The sequence below is a fragment of the Longimicrobium sp. genome (assembly GCF_036280135.1).
Classification (GTDB): Bacteria; Gemmatimonadota; Gemmatimonadetes; order Longimicrobiales; family Longimicrobiaceae; genus Longimicrobium.
On sequence record NZ_DASURI010000791.1, the window covers coordinates 1 to 12,593 of the forward strand.

The following is a 12,593-nucleotide window of genomic DNA, read 5'->3' on the forward strand; positions in this document are numbered from 1 at the left end:
CCCACGGAGCCGATCCACGCCACGGTGGCCCCGTCCAGCGCCCACTGCCTGGCCAGCGCGGCCATGATGAACGAGATAAGCCCCACGTCCATGGCGTCCATGGCCCACCCCGCCCCGGCGATCACGAGCAGGCGGCGGTGCAGCGGCGAGAACGGGAGGTTGTCCAGCCGGTCGGAGCGGGTCATGGGCGCGGGGCTTCGGCGTGGGCGCTGGCTTTGGTGGTCCCGGGCGGATTCAAGGGATGGGCCAGAAGAGCCAGGGAGTAGGGAATAGCCAGAAGATCGAGGGAATAGGGAATAGGGAATAGGGAATAGGGAATAGCGGGCGGAAGATGAACTGCGGGGGACAGGTTACAGGAGACAGCCGGCACCGACGGCGCACGGGTGGACTTGCGCAGCGGGGCGGCGGGTGGGATCGTCATCCGCCTGGGCGGATTCACTTCGGAGCGGATGCGGATGACGGATGCGGGGGCGCTGGTGATCCGGCGCGCGACGGAGGCGGATGCCGCAGCGGTGGCCGAACTGGCCCTGCGCTCGTTCATGGACGCGTTCGCCGCGAAGAACCGGCCGGAGGACGTCGGGGCGTACACGTCGCGCGTCTACGGCGCGGCGCAGCAGGCGGCGGAGATCGCCGATCCCGACATCGCGACCTTCGTGGGCGAGGTGGACGGGCGGATGGCGGCGTACGCGCAGGTGCATCGCGGGCCTACGGCCCCCGGCGTGGACGACCCGACCGCCGTGGAGATCATGCGCTTCTACGTGGACCAGCCGTGGCACGGACGCGGCATCGCCCAGCGGATGATGGATGCCGCGCTCCAGGCCGCCCGCGACTTCGGCGCGCGCTCCGTCTGGCTGGGCGTGTGGGAGCACAACCCGCGTGGCATCGCGTTCTACAACAAGCTCGGCTTCCGGGTCGTCGCGTCGCACCACTTTCTGCTCGGCAGCGACCTGCAGAACGACTTCGTGATGACGCGCCCCCTGGACCAGTTGAACGACACCGAGACCCTAGTGGCGTCATCCTGAGGAGCCGCCACGCAGACCTTTGCCCAGACACGATCTCCGGCGGCGACGAAGGATCTTGCCCGCGAAGCGACAAGCGGGCTTCATGGCACATGACGCGGCTCTCACGCTTCGCACGCAAGATCCTTCGGTCGCGCCAAAATCCTGCGCGCGTTCACGTTACGTGCGGCGCTCCCTGAATAGAAGTCAGGGCCAGGCTCGTGCGTGGAGGCGTGCCCTGCGCGAACGCCCCCTCCGGACTCGCGGAGCTCGCCCACCTCCCCCAAAAACCCCTGGGGGAGGTTGGACGGCGGCGACTTTCATCCCGCAGGGTGCGCGTAGCGCCGAATGACTCAGGATGACGCTCGTGCGATGGTCCGGAGGAAACTGCATGAGAGCAGTTGTCCCGCTATTCCCTATTCCCTGTTCCCTATTCCCTGGCTGTCGGATGCCGCTCACCCCGCCCGATCCCGACTTCGAGTCCCGCACCCGCGCGAGCTTCGCCAAGCAGGCCGCCATGGCGACCATCGGCGCGCGGCTCGCGCGCGTGGCGCCGGGCGAGGTGCACATCGACCTGCCGTTCCGCGAGGACCTAACGCAGCAGCACGGCTTCATCCACGCCGGCATCCTGGCGACCGTGCTGGACAGCGCCTGCGGATACGCCGCGTTCACGCTCATGCCGGCGGACGCGGGCGTGCTGAGCATCGAGTTCAAGGTCAACCTGCTGGCACCCGCGCACGGCGACGTCATCCGCGTCCGCAGCCGGGTGGTGCGCGCCGGGCGCACCATCAGCGTGTGCACCGCCGACGCGTTCGCCGCGCGCGACGGGCAGGAGCGGCACGTGACCACGATGACCGCCACCATGATGACGGTCACCGGCCGCGACAACGTCACCGGCTGATGGCAGACTAGGTGTTAAGCGGCTTAACAGCTATCTTTCTGAACGCCAATCCGTTGCAGGCGATTCCCTGTTCCCTGTTCCCTGCCGTTCCTCATGCGCAGACTGCTTCGATACGCCTTTCTGGCCACGCTGGTCGCCGCGCCGGCCGCCGCGCAGGACTCCACCGTGGTCGTCCTCGTGCGGCATGCGGAAAAGGCCCCCGTGGAGGGCAACGATCCGCCCCTGAGCGAAGCCGGCGAGGCCCGCGCGACGGCGCTGGCGCAGGCGCTGAACGGCATGCACTTCGACGCGGTGATCGCCACGGAGCGGCAGCGCACGCAGCTCACGGCGCGCCCGCTGGCGCAGCGAGACGGGCTCACGCCGGAGATCGTGGGACTGGGATCGGCGCACGTGGACAGCGTGGCGGCGGCCGTTCGGCGCCATGCCGGGCATACGGTGCTGGTGGTGGGGCACAGCAACACGGTCCCGCGCATCGTGCACGCGCTGGGCGGACCGCAGATGCGCGACCTGTGCGAGCCCGAGTTCTCGCACCTGTACGTGATGGTGCTCAAGGACGGCGCCGCCCCGCGCCTGGAAGAGCGCACCTACGGCGCCGCGGATCCGCCCGGCGCCGGCAACTGCCCGCCCAGCCCGTAGGAAAAGCGAAGCAACGTCCGGAGGATACGGCGGATGCGCTCCGTGCCCGGAGGATCTCGGTCGGGGTGAATCCGCGCAGCCAGGAGCCCCGCGGCGGTCCAGAGCGAATGATGCTCGTTGCGGATCTGATCCGGTAGCGGCCGTCCCCCAGCCGGAGCGAATGAATTCGCCGCTGGAAAGGCACGAAGTCCGCCTTCGCGGACTGCCCCAGCGGAAGTCTGCGGGGAGTGCACCGGGGCCGAGTTCGCGCAGTTGAAGCCTCGCGCAGTTTGCGAGGCTTTCCGCTGTCGTTGCGGCGGCTTCAGCCGCTCCGGCTCGGGTGGTGACCTCCAGCCTCTCGTTTCCGACGCGGCTCACCGCGCGTCGATGATGTCGCCCGTGTCCACCTGGCCATCCGGGGCATCCACCCAGCCCGCGCCGCGGCGGACGCGAAGCCCGGGAAAGTACGACGGCAGGCCCTCCGCGCCGTGCTGCGTGCCCGTCACCAGCTGGTAGTGGAGGTGCGGAAAGAGCGAGCTGCCGGACGATCCCACGCGCGCCACCACGTCCCCCTCCCCCACCTCGTCGCCCACGCGCACCGCTACGGAGCCCTGCTGCAGGTGCGCCAGCACGCTCATCTCGCCGTTCCCGTGGTCGATCACCACGAAGTTGCCGTACATCGCCAGCTCGTCCGCGCACAGGGCGTCCAGGTCGAAGTTGCCGTCGTCCGGTCTGTCGCCCGTGGCGGCCACGACGCGCCCGGCCGCCGGCGCCCGCACCTCCGCACCGAATCCGTACCACTGCGTGTGCGCCTTGCCGTCGCCGGCGTGCAGGCTGTCGTCCGCGCCCAGCAGCACGAAGTCGTACGCGTACCGCCCGGGGTTGCTGGTGATGCAGTGCGCGGCCAGCACCGGGTGCGTCCAGTTCCACCGACGGTGGTGCGACAGGAAGTCGTGCCCGTCCCACACCAGCACGCGTCCTTGCAGCGGCATCCGCAGCCGGGTGCGGGGCGCGAACGCTTCCGGCATCACGTCCACCGTCCGCGCGATGGGCTCGCCGCGCTCGCCGTCCGCCCGGCGGGGGCGCAGCTCCACGTCGTAGCGCAGGCGCGCCAGCTCCACCTCGCGCGGGAACTCGGCGAACGGGTTGAAGATCATCCCGTCCGCCCCGGGCGGCAGCACGCGGTCCGGCGACAGGAGCAGGGCGCTGGGGCTGGGGCCGTTCTCGTTCACCAGCTTGCGCAGCTGCAATCCGCCCGCGCCGTCGTACACGGATACTTCCACGCGGGTGATCTCCAGCGTGTCGGCGCCCCCGTTGTGGATCAGAAAGTCGAAATTGAGGTATTGCGATGCGCCCCGCTCCACCCGCACGCGCTCCGGCGCCGCGCGCACGGTCACGTCCGGCGTGTCGGCGGGAACGGCGGAAAGCGCGTGGACCAGGGCGAGGGCGATCAGCATGGTGGGCCGATGATGTGCGATTGGGGTATGACGGAGCGCGGACGCGGCGCCGTACGTCGCCCACCGGACGAGGTTTCAGCCGATGGTTGCGGCGCGTGGGGCGGCGGCGCAGAATGCGGAATCCAACTTTTGCGGAGGCTGTGGGGATGAGTGAGAATCGCGAAGTCGCCACGCTGGGCGGCGGCTGCTTCTGGTGCCTGGAGGCGGTGTACGACGACCTGCGCGGCGTAACGGACGTCGTTTCGGGATACATGGGCGGCCAGGTGGCCCATCCGAGCTACGAGGACGTGTGCAACGGCACCACGGGCCATGCCGAGGTGGTGCAGATCACCTTCGATCCGTCGGAGGTGTCGTTCCGCGAGCTGCTGGACGTGTTCTTTACCATCCACGATCCCACGACGCTCAACCGGCAGGGCGCGGACGTGGGCACGCAGTACCGCTCCGTCGTCTTCTACCACGATGACGAGCAAAAGCGCGTGGCCGAGGAGGCCATCCGCGACCTGGAGGCGCAGGCCGTGTGGGACAACCCCGTCGTCACGCAGGTGGTGCCCGCGCCGGAGTTCTACCCGGCCGAGACGTATCACCAGGAGTACTTCGCCCGCAATCCGCGGGCGGGCTACTGCCAGGTGGTGATCGCGCCCAAGGTGAGCAAGTTCCGAAAGCAGTACCTGTCGCGATTGAAGCGGTAGGGAACCGCAGGGAATAGGGAACAGGGAACAGGGAATAGGGAATAGGGAATAGGGAATAGGGAATAGGGAATAGGGAATAGGGAATAGGGAATAGGGAATAGGGAATAGGGAATAGGGAATAGCCGGCAACGGCGGAACCGCGGGGGACGGGGGACAGGGGACAGCCTGCAACCGCGTCCCCCGTTCGATTTCCCTGCACCGCCGCACGCCGGCCGCTCCCGGCGCGAGGTAAGGCCCATCCCCAGCCGGAGCGGCTGATGCCGCCGCAACGACTGCGGAAAGCCTCACAAACTGCGTGAGGCTTCAACTACGTGAGCGCCGCCCCGGTGCACTCCGCCCGACCTCCGCTGGGGCAGTCCGCGCAGGCGGACTTCGCGACGTTCCAGCGGCGAATTCATTCGCTCCGGCGAGGGGGCGGCCTCACCGGATCAGATCCTCGACTGTCTTCCGGCGCTCCAGCCACTCTCCATCCGCCGTTTTGCTGCCGGATACTCCCCAGTGCCGCGTACATTCCGCCACGTGTGGGCAGGTGCGCGGGCCGCGGTACGATTCCTGATCCGCCAATCCGTTACAGATCGGCGCACCGGAACGGGACAGACGCGGGAGCGGGACCATGACGGAGCACGCGGGGACGGGCGGCGCAGCGGGCGAGGCGGGGATGCACGATCCCGTGCTTCAGGCCCTCCAGAGCGTCGAGGAGGCATACCGCGAGCAGGACGCGGCGTGGCACCAGCGCCAGGCGCAGATGGCCGAGCAGCTCGCCACCGAGCGCGCCGTCGCCGAGCGCCAGCATCGCCGCGCCGAGTGCCTGGACCGCGCCCTCCGCGAGATCCACGGCGCCCTCTTTGGCGGCGACGTCTACCAGCTCATCCTGCAGGCCTGCCTGACCATCACCGAGGCGTCGCGCGGCGTGTACGTCACGGCCCAGCGCCCCGGCGACCGGCTTCGCGTGCGCGCGGCCATCGGCCTGGACGGCGCGGCCGCGCGCGAGCCCTCGCCGTTCATCACCGCCATCGCCCGCCGCGTGCTGGACGGGGGCGAGACGCTCGTCTGCAATCCGCCCGATCCCCAGCCGGAGCTGCCCGCGCCGGGCGACGGCGAGCGGTTCCGCAACTTCGTCGCGGCGCCCGTGGTGCTGATGGCGGACCTGGACGGCGTGATCATCGCCGCGGACCGGCGCGACGGCGCATTCGACCGGCACGACGTGGACTCGCTGCTCAGCGTGGGCGGGCAGGCGGCCGTGGCCGTGCGCAACCGGCGCCTGGAGCGCGAGCTTCAGCACGCGTACCTCGCCACCGTCAGCATGCTGGCGGACGCCGTGGAGGCCAAGGACCCGTACACGCACGGACACTGCGAGATGGCGTCCCGCTACGCGCGGCTCGTGGGCGAGCGGATGGGGTTGCCGGCGTACGACCAGGCCGTCGTGTGCTACAGCGCGCTCCTGCACGACGTGGGCAAGATCGGCGTGAGCGACGGCGTGCTGCACAAGCCCGGCCCCCTGCTGCCCGAGGAGCGCGACCTCATGCGGGCGCACGTGCGCGTGGGGCACGACCTGCTTTCCTCCGTGCCGGCGCTGGGCCCCGTGGCGCAGGTCGTCCTTCATCACCACGAGTGGTACGACGGCGGCGGATACCCCGACGGCCTCGCGGGAGAGAAGATCCCCCTGCCGGCGCGCATCGTGGCCGCGGTGGATGCGTACTGCGCCATGATCACCCGGCGCAGCTACAAGGAGGCGTACACGGAGGAGCGCGCGCGGCAGGAGCTCATGCTGGGCGCCGGCACGCAGTTCGATCCCGCCGTGGTGGAGGCGCTGCTCGCCGTCCTGGACGACCCGGCCGGCCAGGACGCCGACGACGACTACGATGCCGAGTGCGGCCTGCTGCCGGACTTCCTGTCCCTGACCACCGCCACCCCCACCCTCTTCGCGCCGGGGTGAACAGACGCGTCGCGCGGGCCGTCCGGGACGCGCCATGAAAACAGACGCGCCGCGCGGGGAGCATCCCGCGCGGCGCGTCGTCATCCATCCGCCGAACCCAGCCCTCAGCCGACGGGGGCGCGGCGGCGGGCCTTGGCCTCGTACAGGCGGCGGTCCGCCTCGCGCACCAGGTGGTCGGGCGCGGACATCTCCGGCGCGTACGCCGCCACCCCCGCGCTGATCCCGATCTGCCCGTCCACCCGCCGGCGCACGCGCTCCGCCAGGGCCAGCGCGCCCTCCACGCTGCCGCCCGGCAGGATCACCAGGAACTCGTCGCCGCCGTAGCGCACCACCACGTCCGAGCCGCGCGCCTCTGCCCGCAGCGCGTGCGCCACGGCGCGCAGCATGTCGTCACCCGCCTCGTGGCCCAGCGCGTCGTTCACCTCCTTGAACCCGTCCAGGTCCAGCGCCATCACCACCAACGGTTCCCCGCGCCGGGCGGCCGCCCAGGCGTGCGCCATCACCACCTCCATGTGGCGGCGGTTGCCCAGGGCCGTCAGCGGGTCCGTGAGGGAGAGCGAGCGCACGCTCTCGATGAGCCGCACGCGGCGCAGGGCCATCTCCGCCTGCAGGGCCAGGGCGCGCAGCACGTCCCAGTCCTCCGGCTCGAAGATGCGCTCCTCGCGGCGCTCGGTGAGCACCAGCACGCCCTCCGTCCCCACGGGCACGTGCGCCAGCAGCGCCGTGGCCGGGTCGCCAAAGAGCGGCACCATGAACGGCGCGGCCCCAGACGCGCGGGCATCCTCCGACAGGACGAGGCCGGGGGCGGCCAAGCGATCGTCCCACAGGATGCACGGGCGGTGCTCGCCGGGGCGCGCGTCCGCGGCGGCGGGGGCGCGCAGCACGCCGCGGTCGTCCCGCACCAGCGCCACGGCCGTGTGCGCCACGACAATGCGCAGGGCGTGGTTGGCCAGGGCGCGCCACACGTCGTCCTCCGTCTCGGCCGCGTTGAGCGCTTCGAAGTAGCCGATGAGCTGGTCGGGCAGCTGCTGGCGCTTTTCCGTGCGCATGCGCTCCCGCAGGAACACCGACGCGCCAAGAGCCGCGCGGTCCAGCAGGTCCGGCGTCTCGCTGCCGTTGGGCACCCGCCCCGCCACCGCGCCCGTCACCAGCACGCCCTCGCCGTCCGCGCCGTCCAGCAGCAGCACCAGGCTCTCCCCCCGCTCGCAGCGCTCGAGAAGACCGTCCTGCATCTCGATCATCTCCGGGAGCACGTCGCGCCGCCGCGCCGGCTGGCGGCGCGAAGGGATCTCCGCTCCCGATATCCATCCCGTGGGCCGCGCCAGCACCAGCCGCAGCCGCCGGTCGTCCGCTCGCCGCACCATCATTGTGGCACCTCGGATATGCACAAAGAGGGGCGACCCGGGTCCAGAACCGGAACCAGACCGCCCACCGTATTTACAAGTCACACAAGGAGATAGCGAATATACACCTGTTTCCAAACAGGGTCAACGCGCGTCCTCTCCCGGGGACGATCAACGGATGGAGAGCACGCGAAAATGGGGTCGAAGGTGCCGCAGGCCCATCCGGCGCTGGCTCCTTCGACCCCGTGTAGCAGTGCGGCGCACAGGATCACAACCTGTTTCGGCAAAAACGGGGCGGGGGGACCGAGACATCCGGCCCCCCCGCGCGAGGTCCCCCCAGACCCCGTTTCCCACTCCATTATGCCATCCGCATCAATCCGGGCGCATGATCCTCAACGTCAGACAGGTTCCGGCTCCAGCCTGGCAACGTCTTCGTCCACCCGCGCCAGCTCGGGCCCCAGCCCCAGGGCGCGGTACACGTCGCGGGCGGCCTCCAGGTATCCGCGGCCTTCCTCGGGCCGGCCGCAGGCGGCGTGCAGCTGCCCGTAGCCGTGCAGGATGGCCGCCTCCGTCTTGCGGGGCAGGCCGCGCTCGTGGCTCACGCGCAGGGCCTGCTCGTAGAAGACGAAGCCCTCCTCGTCGCAGCGCTCGCGGGCGATGGCGCCCAGCAGCGTGTAGACGTCCACCAGGTCCGGCACCAGGCGGTGGACGATGGCCACCTCCTCCGCCCGCCGCGCCTCGTCCGCGGCCTCCAGAAGGCGGCCCTGCCGCAGCAACGCCTCGCCCAGGTTCACGCGAAGGGTGAGCTCCCAGCGGCCCTCCGCCTCGGGCAGGGCCTCGCGGAACACCGCCTCGGCCGCCGCGGGGTCGCCGTGCTCCAGCTGCAGCAGGCCGCGGTTGTTGAGCCAGTACAGCCGCGCCTCGGGGGCGCCCGTGCGCTCCATCCGCTCCCGGCCCCGGCCCAGCAGCCGCTCCGCCTCGCCCAGGTCGCCCTCCAGCATGGTGAGCACGGAGAGGTTCACGTACAGCGGCCACTCCAGCGTGGGCGCGTCCAGCCCGGCGGCCAGCTCCAGCCCCCGCTCCCACCACGTCCGCGCCCGGTCGCGCTCGCCCCGGTCGTCGCAGACGTTGCCCAGGCCCTGGCAGGCGATCACCTGCCCCTCCAGGTCCATGGCGTCCACGGCCAGCTGCCAGCTCTGGTCGTACCAGCTCCACGCCTGGTCCAGGCGGCCGGCCGTGCGCGCCGTGCGGCCCAGGCGGCGCAGGGCCAGCACGTGCGGCTCCTTCTCCCGCAGGTCCTGGCAGATGCGCAGGGCCATGTGGTAGATGCGCTCCGCCTTGTCCAGCCGCCCCTCGGCCTCCTCCATCTCGCCCGCGCGGACGAGCATCTCCGCCGCCACGGCCGCGTTGCCGGCCTGCTGCTCGCGGATGGCGCCCAGCACCAGCTCGAACATCTCCCGCAGGCGCTGGTGGCTGCGGTCCAGCAGCTGGCGCACCAGGTCGTCGACGCGCTCCGGGTCCACCACCCGCTTGCCCAGCGTGGTGTACGCGCCGCTCCGGGCCCACACCTTTTCGAGGTCCACCCGCGACGCGCCGATGACGGCGTCGCTCAGGGGCAGGAAGTCCTCGTAGTCGGGCACGAGCGCCAGGGCGCGCTCCACCAGCAGGTGCGGCGGGAGCGTCTTGCTCATGGCGCGGGGGACCGGGGTGCGCGCCTCATCCGCCGGCCAGGATGTACTTGCCGCCGTACGTGCTGAAGTGCGGCGTCTGCCCCGTCAGCTTCGTTCCCAGCAGGTTCACGCTGCCGCCCAGCGACGTCCAGGCGCCGTTCTCCCAGCGCGCCACCTCGATCCCCGCGCCGCTCCACAGCACGCCCGTGAGGGGAAAGGTGAGCGTGACGGGCGTGTTGAACTGCACGCCGTGGGGTTCGAACTCCGCCACCAGCCGCTTGGCGAGCACGTTGTCGCCGGGCAGGGTGATGGTGACGGTGGTGTCGGCCGGCAGCGCGCCGGCGGGGATGTCGACCCGGAACCCGTTCAGCTCCACGAACCCGCCCTCCGCGGCGACGATGCGCTTGGAGGTGCTGCGGGTGCCGGTCAGGTCGGGCATGCCCACGAACTGCAGCACGCCCGTCAGGCTGAGGGTGCCGCCCAGCACGGCGCCGGCCTGCACGGGGGCGGACGACATCAGCGGCTGCGACCGGTCCGAGCACCCGGCCAGCGCCAGCAGCAGCGCGGCGGCCAGGGCGATGGGGCGACGAGCGTTCACGGGGGGACTCCTGGTAAATCAATGGCCGACAGCGGCGTCCCGCGGGCGCCGAATCAATCCTCGCCCGTCCGTGTGGCAGGCCCCGTGCCCGGCAGCGCGAGACGGAATTCGGCGGATTTGCTGGACTCTCTCCTCTTCCGACTCCGGGAAGACAGTTCGTCTTGCACCAAAATTGTGAAGGATTGCGGAAAACGAGGAAACGAAGGTGGCGGTAGATGCGAGGCGGATCTCCGCGCAACGGATGGACGGGCTCGTGCACCGTGGCGGAGTGTCTGCCGGCCCGCCGAGGGCCCCCTCCCCCCGGCCCCCTGCCCCCGCTTCGCGGGGGAGGGGGAGAACTGCTCTGACGCGCAGTGGCTGCCCCGCTGCATTGAGCCGGGTCGAAGTCTACACCCTCTCCCGCGCAGTTTGCGGGAGAGGGTGCGAGCGACAGCGAGCGGGTGAGGGCCGCCGTTGCCGGCTGTCCCCTGTAACCTGTCCCCTGTCCCCCGCCGTTACGAACCCCCGCCGAACCACGAACCCCGTCCTCACGCGCCCCACCCGCCCCCGCACAAACGCCCCCTCACCCCCGAACGGCCCCCTCCAGCCCGTACTCCCGGATCTTCCGCGTCAGCGTGTTGCGGTGCACGCCCAGCACCTCCGACGCGCGGCCCAGATGCCCCTTCACCAGCTTGAGCACCTCGCGGATGTGCAGCCGCTCCACGTCGGCCAGGCTCATCTCCGGCGCGTAGCCGGGAAGGGGCGAGGCGTCGTCCCCCGCGGCCTCCGTGGAGGGGGCGCGCAGCTGGTCCAGCGGCAGGTGGTCCGGCAGCAGGACGGGACCGTGCGCCAGCAGGACGGCCCGCTCCAGCACGTTCTTGAGCTCGCGCACGTTGCCCGGCCACGCGTGCCGGTGCAGCAGGTCGAACACGGGCCGGGCAATGCCGCGCACCTGCCGCCCGTACCGCGCCGCGTACCGCGTGACGAAGTGGCGGATGAGCAGGTCCAGGTCGCCGCCGCGGTCCGCCAGCCGCGGCAGGTCCAGCGTCACGACGGCCAAGCGAAAGTACAGGTCCTCGCGAAACGTGCCCTCGGCGATGGCCGCGCGCAGGTCGCGGTTGGTGGCGGCCACCACGCGCACGTCCACGGGAATGCGCCCTTCGCCGCCCACCCGCTCGATCTCGCGCTCCTGCAGGGCACGGAGGATCTTGCTCTGCAGCGAGAGCGACATGTCGCCGATCTCGTCCAGGAACAGCGTGCCCCCGTGCGCCCGCTCAAAGCGGCCGATCTTGCGGGTGATGGCCCCCGTGAACGCGCCCTTCTCGTGCCCAAAGAGCTCGCTCTCCAGCAGGTTCTCGGGGATGGCGGCGCAGTTGATGGCCACGAACGGCCCCGGCGCCCGCGGGCTGTTGCGGTGGATGGCCTTGGCGACGAGCTCCTTGCCCGTGCCGCTCTGCCCCAGGATGAGCACCGTGGCCGGGCTGCCGGCCACACGACCCACCATCCGAAAGACTTCCAGCATGGCCGGGCTGGCGCCCACGGCCGCGTCGTCGTCGCTGCCCTCGTCCTCGCCGCCGGGCGGGGGCAGCGGCACCACCTCGTCGCTGGCCGACACCTCGCGCAACAGCCCCGCCAGCTCGCGCGCGTCCACGGGCGCGGCAATGAGCCCCAGCACCCCCAGGCGCGACGACTCCACCATGGACTGCATGGTGGGCCGCGACGCCGACAGCACCAGCGACTGCGCCGGCACGCCGGACTCCACCACGCGCGACACCAGGTTCATGTCCACGGCGGGGATGTCCAGCGAGAGGAGGACGGCCTCCCAGCTGCGCTGCCGCAGCAGCTCCAGCCCCTCGCCCAGGGAGGCGGCGTGGCGCACCTCCACGCGCCCGCCGGACGCCTCGCGGGCGGCGATGAGCGTCTCGGGCGCGGGATCGACGACCAGCAACGACGGATGCGGCACGGGCACGGTTCAGCTGGGGGCTTGCTCGGCGGATGCGGGCGCATTTTCCGGGGTTTTCCCCAAAATGGTGCAAGGCTGACGAGCGACCCCGGACGGGGGTCACATCTGATTTTTTGGAACGGAGGGAATCGAGAGCAGGGAATCGGGAATCCCCCTCAGCTGCAAATACATTCCGCGGGAGACCAGGACCTGTCCGGCGTGGCCGGTCCGGGTGGATATACCGTATTCTCAGTGACTTCCGCCGATACCGGATTTCCCTGTTTGCACAACAATTCGCCATTCACCGGTCTGTTGCGCCCCATCCCGCTACGGCCGTTCCGGGAAAGCAGACACCCTCCCCGACGGATGCGCGGAGAGGGTGCGGGCCCGGCGAGCGGGCGAGGGCCTGAATGCGGAGCGCGTCTCGATACGCGTGGTTTGAAACTGCTCCTCGGCAGGAGTCCC

General features: G+C 70.9%; 10 protein-coding genes and 1 pseudogene. 5 read left to right on the forward strand and 6 right to left on the reverse strand.

The features are described 5' to 3' along the window. Positions 1-185 (reverse strand): annotated as a pseudogene (locus VFZ20_RS25510) (MFS transporter); the annotation flags it as partial. A 198-nt stretch (positions 186-383) separates the two neighbouring features. Here VFZ20_RS25510 and VFZ20_RS25515 point away from each other — a divergent pair. The 3 genes from VFZ20_RS25515 (at position 384) to VFZ20_RS25525 (ending at position 2,535) form a co-directional block, all read left to right on the forward strand. Beyond that, entirely contained in the window at positions 384-1,022 is a 639-nt protein-coding gene (locus VFZ20_RS25515; RefSeq protein ID WP_329686785.1) for a GNAT family N-acetyltransferase, read from the forward strand. A gap of 424 nt (positions 1,023-1,446) precedes the next feature. Next, positions 1,447-1,899: a PaaI family thioesterase gene (locus tag VFZ20_RS25520; RefSeq protein WP_329686786.1), complete on the forward strand. Its 453-nt coding sequence runs from the start codon at positions 1,447-1,449 to the stop codon at positions 1,897-1,899. Positions 1,900-1,992: 93 nt separating this feature from the next. Then, the gene (locus VFZ20_RS25525) at positions 1,993-2,535 is read left to right on the forward strand and encodes a phosphoglycerate mutase family protein (RefSeq protein WP_329686787.1); all 543 of its coding nucleotides are present in this window, start codon (positions 1,993-1,995) and stop codon (positions 2,533-2,535) included. Positions 2,536-2,888: 353 nt separating this feature from the next. On the opposite strand, the gene VFZ20_RS25530 is transcribed toward VFZ20_RS25525, so the two are convergent. Next, the gene (locus tag VFZ20_RS25530) at positions 2,889-3,971 is read right to left on the reverse strand and encodes a M23 family metallopeptidase (RefSeq protein WP_329686788.1); all 1,083 of its coding nucleotides are present in this window, start codon (positions 3,969-3,971) and stop codon (positions 2,889-2,891) included. A 146-nt stretch (positions 3,972-4,117) separates the two neighbouring features. On the opposite strand from VFZ20_RS25530, the gene msrA reads away from it, so the two are divergent. Next, positions 4,118-4,660, forward strand: a complete 543-nt coding sequence (msrA, locus tag VFZ20_RS25535; protein ID WP_329686789.1) for a peptide-methionine (S)-S-oxide reductase MsrA — start codon at positions 4,118-4,120, stop codon at positions 4,658-4,660. Between the two features lie 613 nt (positions 4,661-5,273). Then, positions 5,274-6,596 carry an HD domain-containing phosphohydrolase gene (locus tag VFZ20_RS25540; RefSeq protein ID WP_329686790.1) on the forward strand — a complete coding sequence of 441 codons (1,323 nt, stop codon included), beginning with the start codon at positions 5,274-5,276 and terminating at the stop codon, positions 6,594-6,596. Between the two features lie 104 nt (positions 6,597-6,700). Here the strand turns inward: VFZ20_RS25540 and VFZ20_RS25545 are convergent, their stop codons facing one another. The 4 genes from VFZ20_RS25545 to VFZ20_RS25560 all read right to left on the reverse strand — a co-directional run bounded on the left by VFZ20_RS25545 (position 6,701) and on the right by VFZ20_RS25560 (position 12,155). Then, a complete protein-coding gene (locus VFZ20_RS25545; RefSeq protein ID WP_329686791.1) occupies positions 6,701-7,963 on the reverse strand; it encodes a GGDEF domain-containing protein in 1,263 nt (420 codons plus the stop codon). Positions 7,964-8,337: 374 nt separating this feature from the next. Next, positions 8,338-9,630 (reverse strand): tetratricopeptide repeat protein, encoded by a 1,293-nt coding sequence (locus VFZ20_RS25550; RefSeq protein ID WP_329686792.1) that lies wholly within the window; start codon positions 9,628-9,630, stop codon positions 8,338-8,340. 25 nt (positions 9,631-9,655) lie between these two features. Continuing rightward, entirely contained in the window at positions 9,656-10,207 is a 552-nt protein-coding gene (locus VFZ20_RS25555) for a hypothetical protein (protein ID WP_329686793.1), read from the reverse strand. A gap of 562 nt (positions 10,208-10,769) precedes the next feature. Continuing rightward, a complete protein-coding gene (locus VFZ20_RS25560) occupies positions 10,770-12,155 on the reverse strand; it encodes a sigma-54 dependent transcriptional regulator (protein ID WP_329686794.1) in 1,386 nt (461 codons plus the stop codon). Between the last annotated feature and the right edge of the window lie 438 nt (positions 12,156-12,593).

Bases quoted from the DNA above. Each gene is read 5' to 3' on its own strand.
- VFZ20_RS25520 (WP_329686786.1), top strand. From the start codon at position 1,447: ATGCCGCTCACCCCGCCCGATCCCGACTTCGAGTCCCGCACCCGCGCG.
- VFZ20_RS25545 (WP_329686791.1), bottom strand. From the start codon at position 7,963: ATGATGGTGCGGCGAGCGGACGACCGGCGGCTGCGGCTGGTGCTGGCG.
- VFZ20_RS25540 (WP_329686790.1), top strand. From the start codon at position 5,274: ATGACGGAGCACGCGGGGACGGGCGGCGCAGCGGGCGAGGCGGGGATG.
- VFZ20_RS25525 (WP_329686787.1), top strand. From the start codon at position 1,993: ATGCGCAGACTGCTTCGATACGCCTTTCTGGCCACGCTGGTCGCCGCG.
- msrA (WP_329686789.1), top strand. From the start codon at position 4,118: ATGAGTGAGAATCGCGAAGTCGCCACGCTGGGCGGCGGCTGCTTCTGG.
- VFZ20_RS25530 (WP_329686788.1), bottom strand. From the start codon at position 3,971: ATGCTGATCGCCCTCGCCCTGGTCCACGCGCTTTCCGCCGTTCCCGCC.
- VFZ20_RS25550 (WP_329686792.1), bottom strand. From the start codon at position 9,630: ATGAGCAAGACGCTCCCGCCGCACCTGCTGGTGGAGCGCGCCCTGGCG.